Below are 15,696 nucleotides of genomic sequence, written 5' to 3' on the forward strand. Positions count from 1 at the left end.
AGCGCTCAGCTCCGCCCCCGGAACCTCCGCCGGTCATGCGGAGCGGCAGGCGGCGCGTCGGCGAGGCGCAGGACCGCTCCGTCCCGGCCCGCCACCACCGGCTTCGCCGACTTCGCGCCCTTCGCCCGGTACTGAGCCGCGTCGGCGAGGCGGAACAGCCGGCGGGCCGAGCGCACCGGGCCGATGGGGTCGCCCGTCGATGCCACCCCGCACGCAACCCCCTCCCCCAGCTCCAACTCCCCCGCCCGCAGGCAGAGTTCCTCCCCCACGGCCACGACCTCGTCGGCGGAGGGCCCCACGGAAAGCAGACAGAACTCGTCCCCGCCCAACCGCGCGGCCAGCGCACCCGGCAGCATCGCCCCGCACAGCGAAAGCACCGATCCGAAGCGCTCCAGGAGCCGGTCGCCCACCGCGTGGCCCAGCGTGTCGTTGACCCGCTTGAGCCCGTTCAGGTCGCAGACCACGAGGCTGACGACCGAGCCGTCCGTCCGGTGCCGCTCGACGGCCTGGTCCAGCCGCATGTCGACCGCGCGGCGGTTGGCGAGCCCGGTGAGCGGGTCGGTGAAGGCCAGCCGACGTACCTCTTCGAGGCGCTCGGTCTGGGCGATCCCGGCCGCCGCGACGGAGGCGATGACCGTGGCGAAGTCCGCGTCGGCCGCGTCGAAGACGGGCGCCCCGACGGGCCGGGCCACATACAGCTCGCCCCAGGCCCGCCCGTGCAGCACGATCGGGGCGACCACGCAGCAGCCCCGGCCGCGCCTGCGCAGCGCGGTGACCCTCTCGTGGCAGTACCCCGCCCGGCCCTCGGGCGGCGCGGCGGCCGTCTCGACCCAGGCGTCGGGCTCGCCACCGCCCGCCCACCGCTCGTGCAGGAACTCGGTGATCTCGGGGAACTGGTGCACCGGATACGTCTCGTCCTCGGGGAACTCCTCCTCCCCGTCGGCCCGTTCGCCCTCGTTCACCAGCACGCGAAGGCGACCCAGCTCGCGCTCCCACACCGAGAGCGCGGCGAAGTTCCCGCCGAGCGCGTCCCGCGCGCCGAGCGCCGCCGCACGCCAGGCCTCGCGCCGCGTGTGCGTCGCGGCCATGGCCTGCGCCAGCGAAACCACGGCCCGCAGCCGGGCATCCTCTCCACCCATTCCTCCAGCTTAGGGAGGTTTAGGAGGTTTTGACCCTTGAGGTGTCGCTACGCACCCGCCGCGGCGCACCCGGGATCACTCCCCGGGCCACACCGGCTTCCGCTTCTCGTTGAACGCGGCCACGCCCTCCGCGCGGTCCCCCGAGAACGCCACCGACCGCCACGCCGCGTCCTCGACCTCCAGGCCGGCCCGCAGGTCGAGGCCCTGGCCGAGCCGCATCGCCCGCTTCGCCGCGCGCAGCCCGACGGGCGAGTTGGCCGCCATCCGCCCCGCGAGCGCGAGCGCCTCCGTACGGGCGTCGTCGGCCAGCACGTCGACGAGCCCCAACTCCCTTGCCTCCGCGGCCTCGACGCGGCGCGCGGTGAAGACCAGCTCGGCGGCGCGGGCGGCGCCGACCCGGCGCGGCAGGAGCTGCGTACCGCCGCCGCCGGGGATGACGCCGACCGACACCTCGGGCAGGCCGACCACGGCGGTGGCGTCCGCCACGATCACGTCGCAGGCGAGCGCCAGCTCGAAGCCGCCGCCCAGGGCGAAGCCGTGCACGGCGGCGACGGTCGGCATGGGCAGTTCGAGCACGCCGGTGTACGCGGCGCGGGCGGTGGGCCGCTGGCGTACGAGCTCGGCGTCGCTGAAGGAGTTGCGCTCCCTCAGGTCCGCGCCGACGCAGAACGCCCGCTCGTTCGTGGAACTCACCACGGTGACCCGGGCGTCCGGGTCGGCGCCGAGCGCCTCGCAGGCGGCGGCGATGGAACGGGCCATCTCCGTCGACACCGCGTTCATGGCCTTGGGCCGGTCGAGCACCAGCTCGGCGACGTACCCCTCGCGCCGCACGACGACGAACTCCCCGAACCGCTGCTCAGCCATGGAAACCCCTCCGTTAACGAACGTTACGTCGGCGGTGATCCTAGGCCGTGCCCGTCAAGGCTTTCCAGGACAGGCCCTATGCCTCGCGCCGGTGCAGGAGCCAGGGCTCGACGACTCCGAGGCCGCGCACCGGGCGCTGCCACATGGGCTGGAGCTGGAAGCGGTACTTCGCCGGGGGAGCCGGCTCCTCGCCCTCCTTCTCGGCGGCCAGTGCGTCCTGGGCGGCCTGCGCCTCGGAGACGGGGGCGTCGCCGGTACGGGCCAGCTCCTCGGCGAACGCCCCGTCGACCAGGACGGCGTCCTTGGGGGCTATCGAGGTGAGCCGGCTCGCGAGGTTCACGGTCGTACCGAACACGTCGCCCATGCGGGTCGTGACCGTGCCGAACGCGATGCCCACGCGCAGGGCGGGCATCGTCTCGTCGCCGGCCATCGTCTCGATGAGCCGCAGCGAGATCTCGGCGGCCGTGCCCGCGTCGTCGGCGGCGAACAGGACCTCGTCGCCCAGCGTCTTGATGAGCCGCCCGCCGTGCGCCGCGACCAGGTCGGCGGCGGTCGTCTCGAAGGCCTCGACGAGCTCGCCGAGCTCCTCCTCCTCCAGGCGCCGGGTGAGCCGGGTGAACCCGACGAGGTCGGCGAAGCCCACCGCGAGGCGGCGGTCCACCATCTCCTCGTCGTCGGCGGCCTGCACGACGCGCCCGGTGGCTGCGGCGAGCTGGCGCCGCCACACGTAGACGAGGAACTCCTCCAGCTCGGGCAGCAGCAGCTCGACCAGGGGGTACGTGACTTCCGTACGGGTCATGCCGGGCTCGGGGGGTTCGGTGAGACCCTCCAGAAAAGAATCGATCTGCCATTCGGCCAGCCGGGCGGTGGTCTGCCCCGTGGAGCGCGCGACCTGCACCGCCATGGGCTCGCTGAGCAGCCCCGCCTCGACGAGTCCGGCGAGCCGCCGCAGGGCCAGCACGTCGGCCTCGGTGAGCGCCTTGGCCTGCCCGATGTCGGCGAACCCCATGGCCCGCCAGAACCGGGACGCCAGCTCCATGGAGACGCCCGCGGTACGGGCCGCCTGGAAGGGCGTGTAGCGCCGGTCGGCACCGAGGATGAGCTGCTCAAGGCGGATGGCGAGCGGGTCGTCGGTGGGTTCGGCGGTGTGGTCGACGGCGTGGTGCGGCGTCGGATACGCGGAGGCCGGAGGGTCCGAAGGGGTGCCGGAGGCGCCGCCGGGGCTGCCGCCGGTACCGGTACCGGCGTCCGCACCGGACCGTGTCTCGTCGACCGTCACCGGCCGCCTCCTGCCCGTTGCCTGCGCACTGCCCTGCCGATCTGTCGCTGGATCGGGCTCAACGATACGGCAGGTGTGCCGTAGCTCACGTCCCGGGAGCGACCACTCCACCCGCCTAGGGTGCGGCCGGCCGCAGGTGGACGATGTCACCCGCCGCCACCGGGCGCTGCACGCCCTCCTCCGTGGCCAGGACCAGGCGCCCGTCGCCGTCCACCGCCACCGCCTCGCCCTGGACCGACTGTCCTCCGGGCAGCTCGGCCCGCACCGTGCGGCCCAGCGTCGCGCAGGCCTTCGCGTACGCCTCCTGGAGGCCGGACGCCGCCGGGTCGCCACAGGCCGCGCGCCACGTCCCGTACCACTGCTCAAGGGAGCGGAGGACCGCGCGCAGCAGGGTGTCGCGGTCCGTGGAGACGGCTCCGGCGAGCGCGAGGGAGCCCGCGCCGGGGACGGGGAGCTCGTCGGCGCGCAGGGTCACGTTGAGGCCGATGCCGACGACGACGCCCTCCGCCCCGGCCCGTTCCGCGAGGATCCCGCCCGCCTTGCGCTCCTCCCCGTCCACGGTGACGAGGAGGTCGTTGGGCCACTTCAGCGCCGTGTCGAGGCCCGCCGCCCGCGCGAGCCCCGTCGACACCGCGACCCCGGCGAGCAGCGGCAGCCACCCCCACCGCTCGACCGGCACGGACGCCCCCGGCTTCAGCAGGACGGAGAAGAAGAGGCCGGAGCGGGCCGGCGCCGACCAGCGCCGGTCGAGGCGCCCGCGCCCCGCGGTCTGCTCCTCGGCGACCAGGACCGCGCCCTCGCCCAGCTCGTCCGCCTTCGCGGCGAGGTCGGAGTTGGTGGAGCCGGTCGCGGTGACCACGTCCAGGGAGGTCCACAGCGCTTCCGGCCGCAGCAGGGCGCGGCGCAGCGCGGTGGCGTTCAGGGGCGGCCGGTCGAGGTCGGACCAGCGGCTGTCGGAAGCGTCCGGGGGTGTCATGCAGCCAGGTTAGGCCGCAATTGCAAGGCGCCCCGGGTGTGGCAAACGCCGCACTGCCGAACCGTATCCGCGCCACTACCCTACGAGTCAGTAGCCACCACCCCCGTGACCAGGCAGGGAGCCGCATCCCGATGTCCGAGCCGGAAAACGCCCAGAGCGACGCCACCGTCGACATCCACACCACCGCCGGAAAGCTGGCGGATCTGCAGCGCCGCATCGACGAGGCGACCCACGCCGGCTCCGCGCGCGCGATCGAAAAGCAGCACGCCAAGGGCAAGTTGACGGCCCGTGAGCGGGTCGACCTGCTCATGGACGAGGGCTCGTTCGTCGAGCTGGACGAGTTCGCCCGGCACCGCTCGACCAACTTCGGCATCGAGAAGAACCGCCCGTACGGGGACGGCGTGGTCACCGGGTACGGGACCGTCGACGGCCGCCCGGTGTGCGTCTACTCGCAGGACTTCACCATCTTCGGCGGCTCGCTGGGCGAGGTCTACGGCGAGAAGATCGTCAAGGTCATGGACTTCGCGCTGAAGACCGGCTGCCCGGTCATCGGCATCAACGACGGCGGCGGCGCCCGCATCCAGGAGGGCGTGGTCGCGCTCGGCCTGTTCGCCGAGATCTTCCGCCGCAACGTGCACGCCTCGGGCGTCGTCCCGCAGATCTCCCTGATCGTCGGCCCGTGCGCGGGCGGCGCGGTGTACTCCCCCGCGATCACCGACTTCACGGTGATGGTCGACCAGACCTCGCACATGTTCATCACCGGGCCCGACGTCATCAAGACCGTCACCGGCGAGGACGTCGGCTTCGAGGAGCTCGGCGGCGCCCGCACCCACAACACGACCTCGGGCGTGGCGCACCACATGGCGGGCGACGAAAAGGACGCGATCGAATACGTCAAGTCCCTTCTCTCCTACCTGCCGTCGAACAACCTGAGCGAGCCCCCGGCCTTCCCCGAGGAGGCCGACCTGGAGACCACCGACGAGGACCGCGAGCTCGACACGCTCATCCCGGACTCCGCGAACCAGCCGTACGACATGCACACGGCGATCGAACACGTCCTGGACGACGGCGAGTTCCTGGAGACCCAGGCCCTGTTCGCGCCGAACATCGTCACCGGCTTCGGCCGCGTCGAGGGCTTCCCGGTCGGCATCGTCGCCAACCAGCCGATGCAGTTCGCGGGTTGCCTCGACATCAACGCGTCCGAGAAGGCCGCGCGCTTCGTGCGCACCTGCGACGCGTTCAACGTCCCGGTCCTGACCTTCGTGGACGTGCCGGGCTTCCTTCCCGGCGTCGACCAGGAGTACGGCGGCATCATCCGCCGGGGCGCCAAGCTGATCTACGCGTACGCCGAGGCCACGGTCCCGCTGATCACCGTCATCACCCGCAAGGCGTTCGGCGGCGCGTACGACGTCATGGGCTCCAAGCACCTGGGCGCCGACCTCAACCTGGCCTGGCCGACCGCGCAGATCGCCGTCATGGGCGCGCAGGGCGCGGTCAACATCCTGCACCGCCGCACGATCGCGGCGGTCACGGACCCGGATGAGGCGGAGTCGACCCGCGCCGAGCTGATCGCGGACTACGAGGACACCCTGCTCAACCCGTACATCGCGGCCGAGCGGGGCTACGTCGACGCGGTGATCATGCCGTCGGAGACCCGCGCCCACATCGTGAAGGGCCTGCGTCAGCTGCGCACGAAGCGGGAATCCCTCCCTCCGAAGAAGCACGGCAACATCCCCCTCTAGCCACCCCGCAAGGAGCCGCTGTGATCAAGGTCGTACGGGGCAATCCGACCCCGGAGGAGCTGGCCGCCGCACTCGCGGTGGTCCAGGCACGCGCCGCGGCGACGGCCTCGGTCACGTCCGCCGCGGCGCGGGCGCCCGAGGGGTGGTCCGACCCTGCCCGGATCGCCCGACGCGCGCTGCCCCGGCCGGGGGCACGTACATGGGCCAGGACGTACTGGCCGGCGTAACCCGCTCCGCGGGGGGGGCGAGGATTTCGACTGCGGGTCCGTCGTGGCTGGTCGCGCAGTTCCCCGCGCCCCTAACAGGACTGGTGCCGGCCAGTACTGGCATCTTCAGCCCGTCCGGCGATTGAGGACGAGCGCCCTTCAGGCGCGAACGGGGGTTTCGGGAAGGGGTGGGGTGGGGCATCCCGGGGTCTGGGGCGGAGCCCCAGGGGGTGGTCAGAGGAGCTTGGCCAGTACCTCCGCCATGACCTGGTACCCCGCGTCGTTCGGGTGCAGGGCGTCGCCCGAGTCGTAGGACGGGGCGAGCCGGTCGGGGTCGGTCTTCGAGGCGAGCGCCTTGTCGAAGTCGGCCACCGCGTCGAACGCGCCCGACGTGCGGATCCAGTCGTTGACCTCGTCGCTCACCCGCGCCGAGTGCCGCCCCCAGTGGTCGGAGCCCTTCAGCGGCAGCAGCGTCGCACCGACGGCCTTCAGTCCCCTGCTGTGCGCCTGGCGGATCAACTCCCGGTATCCGTCGATGAGTTGGGCACTGGAGACCACGGGCGCGGGCATGTACGTGGGCTGCGGCTTCGGCCCTTTCCGGGCTTCGCTGAACCCGATGTCGTTGACGCCTTCGAGGACGACGACGGTCGAGACGCCGGGCTGGTCGAGGACGTCCCGCCCGAAGCGCGCGGCGGAGCGCTCGCCGTACCAGGCCGAGTCGTTGAGTACGAGGTTGCCGCCGATGCCCGCGTTGACGACGGGCCTGCCCGTGCGTTCGGCCAGCGCGTCCGAGTAGCGGCGATCGGCGCCGGGCGTCGAGCCGAAGCCGTCCGTGATGGAGTCCCCGAACAGGGCGACGCCGTCCCGCCTCGCCCCGCCGCCGACCTCGACGCCCGAGAGGTAGTACCAGGACTGGCTGGTCGCGGCGGTGAAGGCGCGGCCCGACGGGTCCGCCCGGTGGTCGCCCTCGGCCCGGTAGGTGTCGGTGAAGCCCTGCGCGTGGAAGGTGGCGGGCCCGGTCGTCCTGGCGAAGTAGAGCGTGACGGTCACCGACTCCAGCCGGCCGAGCCCGAGTCGGGCCGCGTCGCTGCGCAGCTCGCCGTGCGCCGGGACGCTGACGGACTTCTCGCCCCCGAAGGTCAACTCCCTTACGGAGCCCGGCTGTACGTCCGCACCCTGCCCCGCCTTGGCGACGGTGGCGCCGGTGAGGGCGAGCGGTGAGGTGCCGTACGCGTTGGAAAGCCGGATCCGGACCTGGTCGCCGCCCTCGGTGACGCGGACGACCTGGCGGACGCTCTGATGCGAGAAGCCCTCCTGCGACCAGTTGGGGGTGAACCCGGTCGAGGGGAGCTGCGGCGACGCGGCCCAGGCGGCGCCCCACGCGACGGGCCGGGCGGCGGACGGCTGGGCCCCGGCGAGCAGCGCGAGCGCGGCAGCACCGGCGGCCAGCGGGACGGCGCTCCGGCGGGCGGCCCTATTGATCCCGGGCTTGCCGGCCCCGACCTTGCTGATCCCGACCTTGTTCATGGCGATCTCCCCTGTTCGCGACGGACCGGAGCCACTTAACGGTTCACAGGTTCCGTTAGTGCGGGACAGTAACAGCCCTCAATAGTTAATGGAACCCGTGGACCGTTTACCGGGGCGGGTGACAGTCGGCCGGTGCACGCCCGCACATGAACGGGAGATGAAGTACTGGTCCGCAATTAGTCAATTGACACCGGGCATCCTGAGTACCCGTACTCAGGCGCGCCAACAGCCCTGGTCCCACTATCGACTACATGCTGTGGTCAGACCCGGAGAACGAGCCGCCCAAGGAACTGCGCGACGCCCAGGCGATGATGCGCCGCGCGGGCCTCTTCCTGGCCCTGGCCATGGTGATCGCGATGCTCGTGGTCAGCCTGCACTGACAGCCCGGCACCGAGGGGCCGGGGCCGGGCCGGGGCGCCTACGATGGCGCGCATGACTGCTCAGCGCCGCCTCGTTCTCGCCTCCCAATCGCCCGCCCGGCTCGGGCTGCTCCGCCAGGCCGGGCTCGCGCCCGAGGTGATCGTCAGCGGCGTCGACGAGGACGCCCTGACCGCACCGAGCCCCGCCGAGCTCGCCCTCGTACTCGCCGAGGCGAAGGCGGACGCGGTGGCCGGCCGGGCCGAGGCCGCCGACGCGCTGGTCATCGGCTGCGACTCGGTGCTCGAACTCGACGGCCAGGCGCTCGGCAAGCCCGCCGACGCCGAGGACGCGACGGCCCGCTGGAAGGCGATGCGCGGCCGCTCCGGCGTGCTCCAGACCGGCCACTGCGTGATCGACACGGCGACCGGCGAGCACGCCTCGGCGACCGCGTCGACGGTCGTGCGGTTCGGCGAGCCCACCGACGCGGAGATCGCGGCGTACGTGGCGAGCGGTGAACCCCTTTACGTGGCAGGGGCGTTCACGCTCGATGGCCGCTCGGCCCCCTTCGTCGACTCGATCGAGGGCGACCACGGAAACGTCATCGGACTGTCGCTGCCGCTGCTGCGCAGGCTGCTCGCCGAGCTCGGCGTCTCGATCACCGACCTCTGGGCGTAGCGCCGGGACTCAGGCGGCGGCCGGGGCTCCATCGGGGGCCCCGCCGTCCTTCGGCTCGGGCTCGGGGCGCTCCTTCACGTACGCGAGGAGCACGTGGACGAGCAGCGCGAGCACGACCATCAGGTAGGCGAAGGCGGGCCAGCCGACCAGGCCGACGGTGAGCGCGCCGAGCACCCCGTGCACCACCGCGCAGACGATCACCGCGATGCGGGCGAAGCGGCCGGGGGCACGGTCGCGTACGCCGATGAGCAGCAGGACGATGCCACAGGCCGCGAGGAAGACCCCGAACAGGGCGCCCGCGACCCACGCTCCGGTGGAGATCGCGTCCGGATCGAGCCCGGCCATGGACATGTGCTGGTTGTCGGCGACCTTGCCCAGCACCCAGTTGACGAACACGACGGCGCAGGCCTCGGCGAAGAGAATGAGCGCGGCCACGATGGCGATCGGTCGGCGCAGCACGCGCGACACCCCCTGTTACCCCTAGTACGGATACGTTGCGCACGCTACTAACCGGTAATGGTTCGTACAAGGGTCCGGACAAGAACGGTGACCGGTCCGGGGTGAAGCGCCTCGCCGCGCGAGGGCCGGGCCGCAAAGAATCCTTCGGCCGTTCGTAGGGACTCCACAAAGAAACCCGGCGACCTGCTGGCCCCGGAGACAGAGACCTTGACCACACCACACCGCTACTGTGCGGTACGGGAGCCCGGCGTACCGTGGTGCGACAAGGGATTTCGCGACTTGAGCGTGCCTCGAATCACACTCCGTGTGGGCAAGCTCACCATTGGGGATGGGTCGTAAGCCAGTGTGCGGCTTCCCTAAACTCAGCTTGTTTCAAGGAGGGAGCCATCGTGCGCAAGGTGCTCATCGCCAACCGTGGCGAAATCGCTGTCCGTGTTGCCCGGGCCTGCCGGGATGCCGGGATCGCGAGCGTAGCCGTCTACGCCGATCCGGACCGGGATGCACTGCATGTCCGGGCAGCGGACGAGGCGTTCGCCCTGGGCGGTGACACTCCGGCGGCCAGCTATCTGGACATCGCCAAGGTGCTCGCGGCCGCAGCCGACTCGGGAGCGGACGCGGTCCACCCGGGCTACGGATTCCTCTCCGAGAACGCCGAGTTCGCCCAGGCCGTCCTCGACGCCGGTCTGACCTGGATCGGCCCGCCCCCGCAGGCCATCCGCGACCTCGGCGACAAGGTGGCGGCCCGTCACATCGCCCAGCGTGCCGGCGCCCCGCTCGTGGCGGGCACCCCGGACCCGGTCTCGGGCGCGGACGAGGTCGTCGCGTTCGCCGAGGAACACGGCCTGCCCATCGCGATCAAGGCCGCCTTCGGCGGCGGCGGCCGCGGCCTGAAGGTCGCCCGGACCCTCGAAGAGGTCCCCGAGCTGTACGACTCCGCGGTGCGCGAGGCCGTCGCGGCGTTCGGCCGGGGCGAGTGCTTCGTCGAGCGCTACCTCGACAAGCCGCGCCACGTCGAGACCCAGTGCCTGGCCGACACCCACGGCAACGTGGTCGTCGTCTCCACCCGTGACTGCTCGCTCCAGCGCCGCCACCAGAAGCTGGTCGAGGAGGCCCCGGCGCCGTTCCTGACCGAGGCGCAGAACGCGGAGCTGTACGCCGCCTCGAAGGCGATCCTGCGTGAGGCCGGCTACGTCGGCGCGGGCACCGTCGAGTTCCTCGTCGGCACCGACGGCACGATCTCCTTCCTGGAGGTCAACACCCGCCTCCAGGTCGAGCACCCGGTCACCGAAGAGGTCACCGGCATCGACCTGGTCCGCGAGATGTTCCGCATCGCCGACGGCGAGGCGCTCGGCTACGACGACCCGGCCATGCGCGGGCACTCCTTCGAGTTCCGCATCAACGGCGAGGACCCGGGCCGCGGCTTCCTGCCCGCGCCGGGCACGGTGACGGTGTTCGCACCGCCGACCGGCCCGGGTGTGCGCCTGGACGCGGGCGTCGAGTCCGGCAGCGTGATCGGCCCGGCCTGGGACTCGCTCCTGGCCAAGCTGATCGTGACCGGCGCGACGCGTGAGCAGGCGCTGCAGCGTGCCGCGCGCGCCCTGGCGGAGTTCAACGTCGAGGGCATGGCGACCGCGATCCCCTTCCACCGCGCGGTGGTCGTGGACCCGGCGTTCACGGCCGACCCGTTCCGTATCCACACCCGGTGGATCGAGACCGAGTTCGTCAACGAGATCCCGGCGTTCACGGCTCCGGCCGACGCCGAGACGGATGAGGAGCCGGGCCGCGAGACGGTCGTCGTCGAGGTCGGCGGCAAGCGTCTTGAGGTCTCCCTGCCCTCGTCCCTGGGCATGACCCTGGCCCGGACCGCCGCGGCGGGGGGCGCCAAGCCCAAGCGCCGCGCGGCGAAGAAGGCGGGCTCCGCCGCCTCCGGCGACACCCTGGCCTCGCCCATGCAGGGCACGATCGTGAAGGTCGCGGTCGAGGAGGGCCAGCAGGTCAACGAGGGCGACCTCGTCGTCGTCCTGGAGGCCATGAAGATGGAGCAGCCGCTGAACGCGCACCGCTCCGGCACGATCAAGGGCCTCTCGGCCGAGGTGGGCGCCTCCGTCTCCTCCGGCGCGATGATCTGCGAGATCAAGGACTGACGCGCTGACGCGCAGTGGAGCCCCGGCCGCGAATGCGGCCGGGGCTCCTGCCTTTCCCCCACCCCGCCCCTTCCCGAGACCCTCCGGGGGTGAGAGGTGCTCCTGGGGCTATGCCCCAGACCCCGTTCGCGCCTTAAGGACGCTCGTCCTCAAACGCCGGACGGGCTGAAGATGCCAATGCTGGCCAGCACCTGTGCTGCCAGGGGCGCGGGGAACTGCGCGACCAGCCACCGACCGCCCGCAGCCGCACACACCCCCGGAGGCCACGCGGCGGAGCCGCAGAGTGTCGCAGCGGGAAGGGGCGGGGTGGGGAACCAACGGGGTCTGGGGCGGAGCCCCGGCGCGGGCGACCCACCACCCCCGGTGGGTCCGGGTGGCATGCTGGGGCCATGGATGGGAAAACGGGGGCGGGGGTCCGGCCCCTCAGGGCGGACGCGCGGCGCAATCACGACCGCCTGCTCGCCGTAGCCCGCACCGCCTTCGCAGAGCACGGCACGGACACCTCCCTGGAGGACGTGGCCCGCAGGGCCGGCGTGGGCATCGGCACCCTGTACCGGCACTTCCCCACCCGCCACGCCCTGCTGAGCGCGGTGTTCCAGAGCGAGGTGGACGTACTCCTGGACCGCTCAAGGGAGTTGCTGGGCGCCGAGCAGCCCTGCACCGCGCTCATCGAGTGGCTGCGCGCCATCATCACGCACGCGGGGGTGTACCGGGGCCTGGCCCGCGCCCTCATGTCGGCCTCGGGAGACGCGAGTTCGGCCCTGGCCCGGTGCAGCGAGCCGATGCGGGAGGCGGGCGACGCCCTGCTCGTACGAGCCCGGGAAGCCGGTTCCGTACGAGCCGACGTCACCATCGCCGACCTCATGCAGCTGACCAACGCCATCGCGCTGGCGGCCGAACAGTCCCCGGACGACCCGGAGTTGGCCGACCGCCTGCTCGCCCTGACCTACCGGGGCCTCAAGGACTAGGGAGTGTCCGCCTCAGCGCCGTCGCAGATCCGCGACCCGCGCCCGTTCGCCCGGCCCCTGCGGCTCGCCCATGGACGCCGCGCTGCGCAACTGCGGGCCCGTACCGGGGCCGTGGGTGCGGCGTTGGCCGGGGAGCGGCATGTCGCGGCGCGGGGGGCGGCCGGGCGCGGACTCGCCGCCCGCGCCCGTGGGGCCCGCCACGGCGATCTGCACGCCCTGGTCGGCCAGCGCCTGCAACTCGGTGGCGGCACGGTCGTCGTGGCCCGGCGGCTCGTCGGTGACCAGGCGGGTGATGACGTCGGTCGGCACCGTCTGGAACATGGTGTCGGTGCCGAGCTTGGTGTGGTCGGCGAGGACCACGACCTCGGCGGCGGCCTGCACCAGCGCGCGGTCCACGCTCGCGGAGAGCATGTTCGAGGTGGACAGGCCTCGTTCGGCCGTCAGGCCGCTTCCCGACAGGAAGGCGCGGGAGACCCGGAGGCCCTGGAGGGACTGCTCGGCGCCACTGCCCACCAGGGCGTAGTTGGAGCCGCGCAGGGTGCCCCCGGTCATGACGACCTCGACCCGGTTGGCGTGCGCCAACGCCTGTGCCACCAAGAGGGAGTTGGTGACGACGGTCAGGCCGGGAACCCGCGCGAGCCGGCGGGCCAGCTCCTGCGTGGTAGTCCCCGCGCCGACCACAATGGCCTCGCCCTCTTCGACGAGACCGGCGGCGAGGTCGGCGATGGCCGTCTTCTCCGCGGTCGCTAGATGGGATTTCTGCGGGAAGCCGGATTCGCGGGTGAACCCGCCCGGCAGCACCGCACCGCCGTGCCGGCGGTCGAGGAGTCCTTCTGCCTCCAGCGCCCGCACGTCCCGCCGTACGGTCACTTCGGAGGTCTGGACGACGCGGGCGAGCTCACGGAGCGATACCGCCCCGTTGGCCCGCACCATTTCGAGGATCAATTGGCGACGTTCTGCAGCGAACACGAAACTGACAGTAACCTGAGCGGCCGAATATTCTCAGCAGTTTGCGCCGAATAACAGAAGGTGCACTCAAAGGGGGTCACCGAGTGGTATACGCCCGGCCCGGGTCCCCCAGGCCTCGCGCCCCACTCGACAACCCCCTGTCCCACCAGGGAAGTTACGCCTCTCCGGCCTTCTTCCGGGTGTGCAGCTGACGGGCCACTTCGGCGATCGAGCCCGACAGCGACGGGTACACGGTGAACGCATTCGCGATCTGCTCCACCGTCAGATTGTTGTCGACCGCGATCGAGATCGGATGGATCAGTTCACTCGCGCGCGGGGCCACGACACAGCCGCCCACGATGATGCCGGTGCCCGGCCGGCAGAAGATCTTGACGAAGCCGTCCCGGATGCCCTGCATCTTGGCGCGCGGGTTGCGCAGGAGCGGCAGCTTGACGACGCGGGCCTCGATCTTGCCCGCGTCCACGTCGGCCTGCGTGTAGCCGACGGTGGCGATCTCCGGGTCGGTGAAGACGTTGGAGGAGACCGTCTTCAGGTTCAGCGGGGCCACCGCGTCGCCCAGGAAGTGGTACATCGCGATCCGGCCCTGCATGGCGGCGACCGAGGCCAGCGCGAAGATGCCGGTCACGTCGCCGGCCGCGTACACGCCGGGGGCGGAGGTGCGCGAGACCTTGTCGGTCCAGATGTGGCCGGACTCCTTGAGGCGTACGCCCGACTCCTCAAGACCCATGTTCGCGGTGTTGGGGATCGCGCCGACGGCCATCAGGCAGTGGGAGCCGCTGATGACGCGGCCGTCGGAGAGGGTGACCTCGACGCGGTCGCCGACGCGCTTGGCGGACTCGGCGCGCGAGCGGGCCATGACGTTCATGCCGCGGCGGCGGAACACGTCCTCCAGGACGGCGGCCGCGTCCGGGTCCTCGCCCGGCAGCACCCGGTCGCGGGACGAGACGAGGGTGACCTTGGAGCCGAGCGCCTGGTACGCGCCGGCGAACTCCGCGCCGGTGACGCCGGATCCGACCACGATGAGCTCATCGGGGAGCTCGTCCAGGTCGTACACCTGCGTCCAGTTGAGGATCCGCTCGCCGTCGGGCTGCGCGTCGGGCAGCTCGCGCGGGCTGCCGCCGGTGGCGATCAGGACGGCCTCGGCGGTGAGCATCTCCTCGGTGCCGTCGGCCGCCGTGACGATGACGTCGCGCGTGCCGTCGATGCCCTGCGGCCCGGCGAGCCGGCCGCGGCCGCGCATGACGCGGGCGCCGGCCCGGGTCACGGAGGCGGTGATGTCGTGGGACTGGGCGAGCGCGAGGCGCTTGACGCGTCGGTTGACCTTGCCGAGGTCCACGCCGACGACCCGGGCGGACTGCTCCTCGGGTGGCGTGTCGTCGGCGACGAGGATGCCCAACTCCTCGTACGAAGAGTCGAAGGTGGTCATCACCTCGGCCGTCGCGATCAGGGTCTTCGACGGCACGCAGTCGGTGAGCACCGACGCCCCGCCCAGACCGTCGCAGTCCACGACGGTCACCTCCGCACCGAGCTGGGCGCCCACCAGGGCCGCCTCGTATCCGCCCGGTCCGCCACCGATGATCACGATCCGCGTCACGAAAAAGTCCGCCTCGTAGTGTCGATCCCGGCCTGCCTGCCCGCCCGGCCGGGGGTCCGGGGCGGGGCCCCGGGGGAACGCAGTACGTACCTCATTGTCCCGCACGCTTCAAGTGTCCTCGCCCCGGGGGCGGCATTCGGCCGCCGTGGCGCGATCCGCCGGGCCCGGACGCGGGCGGGCCGCGCGAACTGCCCCCGCGGGCCACTGTCGTACCCTCGACACCATGTCGCTCTACGCCGCGTACGCCGGCAACCTGGATCCGCGGCTGATGACCCGCCGCGCCCCGCACTCCCCGCTGCGCGGCACCGGCTGGCTCAACGGCTGGCGCCTGACGTTCGGCGGGGAGCAGATGGGCTGGGAGGGCGCCCTCGCGACGATCGTCGAGGCACCCCGCTCGCAGGTCTTCGTCGCCCTGTACGACATCGCGCCGCTCGACGAGGAGTCGATGGACCGGTGGGAGGGGGTCGGGCTCGACATCTACCGCCGGATGCGGGTGCGCGTGCACACGCTGGACGGCGAGGACGCGGCCTGGCTGTACGTCCTGAACGGGTACGAGGGCGGCCTGCCCTCGGCGCGGTACCTGGGCGAGCTGGCCGACGCGGCCGAGTCCGCGGGCGCGCCGCACGACTATGTGATGGAACTCCGCAAGCGGCCCTGCTGAGGCCGCCCCCGAAGCCCGGCCCTCCTTGAAAAGCAAGGTCAGGGCCGGGCTTCGCCCCTTTGCGGCGCGATGGAACGGCGCCGCTTTCGTGCGAAGCCACAAAGGGATCGGCCAGGTCCGTTATCCTGCACAT

The 15,696-nt window shown here is 72.2% G+C and carries 15 protein-coding genes; 7 read left to right on the forward strand and 8 right to left on the reverse strand.

What is annotated here, in order from left to right; all coding sequences use genetic code 11:
- Positions 1-5: 5 nt before the first annotated feature.
- The 4 genes from OHA17_RS15040 to OHA17_RS15055 all read right to left on the reverse strand — a co-directional run bounded on the left by OHA17_RS15040 (position 6) and on the right by OHA17_RS15055 (position 4,258).
- Complete coding sequence (locus OHA17_RS15040) at positions 6-1,139, reverse strand: diguanylate cyclase domain-containing protein (RefSeq protein WP_406507086.1); 1,134 nt, start codon at positions 1,137-1,139, stop codon at positions 6-8.
- Positions 1,140-1,214: 75 nt separating this feature from the next.
- Entirely contained in the window at positions 1,215-2,003 is a 789-nt protein-coding gene (locus OHA17_RS15045; RefSeq protein WP_406507087.1) for an enoyl-CoA hydratase/isomerase family protein, read from the reverse strand.
- A 76-nt stretch (positions 2,004-2,079) separates the two neighbouring features.
- Positions 2,080-3,282: an adenylate/guanylate cyclase domain-containing protein gene (locus tag OHA17_RS15050; protein ID WP_406507088.1), complete on the reverse strand. Its 1,203-nt coding sequence runs from the start codon at positions 3,280-3,282 to the stop codon at positions 2,080-2,082.
- Positions 3,283-3,397: 115 nt separating this feature from the next.
- Positions 3,398-4,258 carry a biotin--[acetyl-CoA-carboxylase] ligase gene (locus OHA17_RS15055; RefSeq protein ID WP_406507089.1) on the reverse strand — a complete coding sequence of 287 codons (861 nt, stop codon included), beginning with the start codon at positions 4,256-4,258 and terminating at the stop codon, positions 3,398-3,400.
- 131 nt (positions 4,259-4,389) lie between these two features.
- Here OHA17_RS15055 and OHA17_RS15060 point away from each other — a divergent pair, with 131 nt between their 5' ends.
- The gene (locus OHA17_RS15060) at positions 4,390-6,000 is read left to right on the forward strand and encodes an acyl-CoA carboxylase subunit beta (RefSeq protein WP_053728275.1); all 1,611 of its coding nucleotides are present in this window, start codon (positions 4,390-4,392) and stop codon (positions 5,998-6,000) included.
- 20 nt (positions 6,001-6,020) lie between these two features.
- Positions 6,021-6,227 (forward strand): acyl-CoA carboxylase epsilon subunit, encoded by a 207-nt coding sequence (locus OHA17_RS15065; protein WP_406507090.1) that lies wholly within the window; start codon positions 6,021-6,023, stop codon positions 6,225-6,227.
- A 213-nt stretch (positions 6,228-6,440) separates the two neighbouring features.
- On the opposite strand, the gene OHA17_RS15070 is transcribed toward OHA17_RS15065, so the two are convergent.
- Positions 6,441-7,733, reverse strand: coding sequence for an SGNH/GDSL hydrolase family protein (locus tag OHA17_RS15070; protein ID WP_406507091.1), 1,293 nt, complete (start codon positions 7,731-7,733; stop codon positions 6,441-6,443).
- A gap of 251 nt (positions 7,734-7,984) precedes the next feature.
- Here OHA17_RS15070 and mmpB point away from each other — a divergent pair, with 251 nt between their 5' ends.
- Positions 7,985-8,113 (forward strand): morphogenic membrane protein MmpB, encoded by a 129-nt coding sequence (gene mmpB / locus OHA17_RS15075; RefSeq protein ID WP_267887038.1) that lies wholly within the window; start codon positions 7,985-7,987, stop codon positions 8,111-8,113.
- Positions 8,114-8,156: 43 nt separating this feature from the next.
- Entirely contained in the window at positions 8,157-8,768 is a 612-nt protein-coding gene (locus tag OHA17_RS15080; RefSeq protein ID WP_406507092.1) for a Maf family protein, read from the forward strand.
- A gap of 9 nt (positions 8,769-8,777) precedes the next feature.
- On the opposite strand, the gene OHA17_RS15085 is transcribed toward OHA17_RS15080, so the two are convergent.
- On the reverse strand, positions 8,778-9,227 hold the full coding sequence (locus OHA17_RS15085) for a hypothetical protein (protein WP_406507093.1): 450 nt from the start codon (positions 9,225-9,227) through the stop codon (positions 8,778-8,780).
- Positions 9,228-9,616: 389 nt separating this feature from the next.
- On the opposite strand from OHA17_RS15085, the gene OHA17_RS15090 reads away from it, so the two are divergent.
- Positions 9,617-11,371 (forward strand): acetyl/propionyl/methylcrotonyl-CoA carboxylase subunit alpha, encoded by a 1,755-nt coding sequence (locus OHA17_RS15090; RefSeq protein ID WP_406507094.1) that lies wholly within the window; start codon positions 9,617-9,619, stop codon positions 11,369-11,371.
- 389 nt (positions 11,372-11,760) lie between these two features.
- A complete protein-coding gene (locus OHA17_RS15095) occupies positions 11,761-12,339 on the forward strand; it encodes a TetR/AcrR family transcriptional regulator (RefSeq protein WP_406507095.1) in 579 nt (192 codons plus the stop codon).
- A 12-nt stretch (positions 12,340-12,351) separates the two neighbouring features.
- Here OHA17_RS15095 and OHA17_RS15100 read toward each other — a convergent pair whose 3' ends face one another.
- Positions 12,352-13,308 carry a DeoR/GlpR family DNA-binding transcription regulator gene (locus OHA17_RS15100; protein ID WP_398876559.1) on the reverse strand — a complete coding sequence of 319 codons (957 nt, stop codon included), beginning with the start codon at positions 13,306-13,308 and terminating at the stop codon, positions 12,352-12,354.
- Positions 13,309-13,462: 154 nt separating this feature from the next.
- Positions 13,463-14,902 carry an NAD(P)H-quinone dehydrogenase gene (locus OHA17_RS15105; protein WP_406507096.1) on the reverse strand — a complete coding sequence of 480 codons (1,440 nt, stop codon included), beginning with the start codon at positions 14,900-14,902 and terminating at the stop codon, positions 13,463-13,465.
- A gap of 223 nt (positions 14,903-15,125) precedes the next feature.
- Here OHA17_RS15105 and OHA17_RS15110 point away from each other — a divergent pair, with 223 nt between their 5' ends.
- Positions 15,126-15,563: a gamma-glutamylcyclotransferase gene (locus tag OHA17_RS15110; RefSeq protein WP_053728283.1), complete on the forward strand. Its 438-nt coding sequence runs from the start codon at positions 15,126-15,128 to the stop codon at positions 15,561-15,563.
- Positions 15,564-15,696 lie beyond the last annotated feature (133 nt).

The organism is Streptomyces sp. NBC_00212 (assembly GCF_045206365.1).
Lineage (GTDB): Bacteria > Actinomycetota > Actinomycetes > Streptomycetales > Streptomycetaceae > Streptomyces.

Excerpts from the sequence above, each read along its gene's own strand:
- OHA17_RS15055 (WP_406507089.1), bottom strand. The coding sequence starts at position 4,258 with ATGACACCCCCGGACGCTTCCGACAGCCGCTGGTCCGACCTCGACCGG.
- OHA17_RS15110 (WP_053728283.1), top strand. The coding sequence starts at position 15,126 with ATGTCGCTCTACGCCGCGTACGCCGGCAACCTGGATCCGCGGCTGATG.
- mmpB (WP_267887038.1), top strand. The coding sequence starts at position 7,985 with ATGCTGTGGTCAGACCCGGAGAACGAGCCGCCCAAGGAACTGCGCGAC.
- OHA17_RS15040 (WP_406507086.1), bottom strand. The coding sequence starts at position 1,139 with ATGGGTGGAGAGGATGCCCGGCTGCGGGCCGTGGTTTCGCTGGCGCAG.
- OHA17_RS15045 (WP_406507087.1), bottom strand. The coding sequence starts at position 2,003 with ATGGCTGAGCAGCGGTTCGGGGAGTTCGTCGTCGTGCGGCGCGAGGGG.
- OHA17_RS15060 (WP_053728275.1), top strand. The coding sequence starts at position 4,390 with ATGTCCGAGCCGGAAAACGCCCAGAGCGACGCCACCGTCGACATCCAC.
- OHA17_RS15070 (WP_406507091.1), bottom strand. The coding sequence starts at position 7,733 with ATGAACAAGGTCGGGATCAGCAAGGTCGGGGCCGGCAAGCCCGGGATC.
- OHA17_RS15080 (WP_406507092.1), top strand. The coding sequence starts at position 8,157 with ATGGCGCGCATGACTGCTCAGCGCCGCCTCGTTCTCGCCTCCCAATCG.
- OHA17_RS15095 (WP_406507095.1), top strand. The coding sequence starts at position 11,761 with ATGGATGGGAAAACGGGGGCGGGGGTCCGGCCCCTCAGGGCGGACGCG.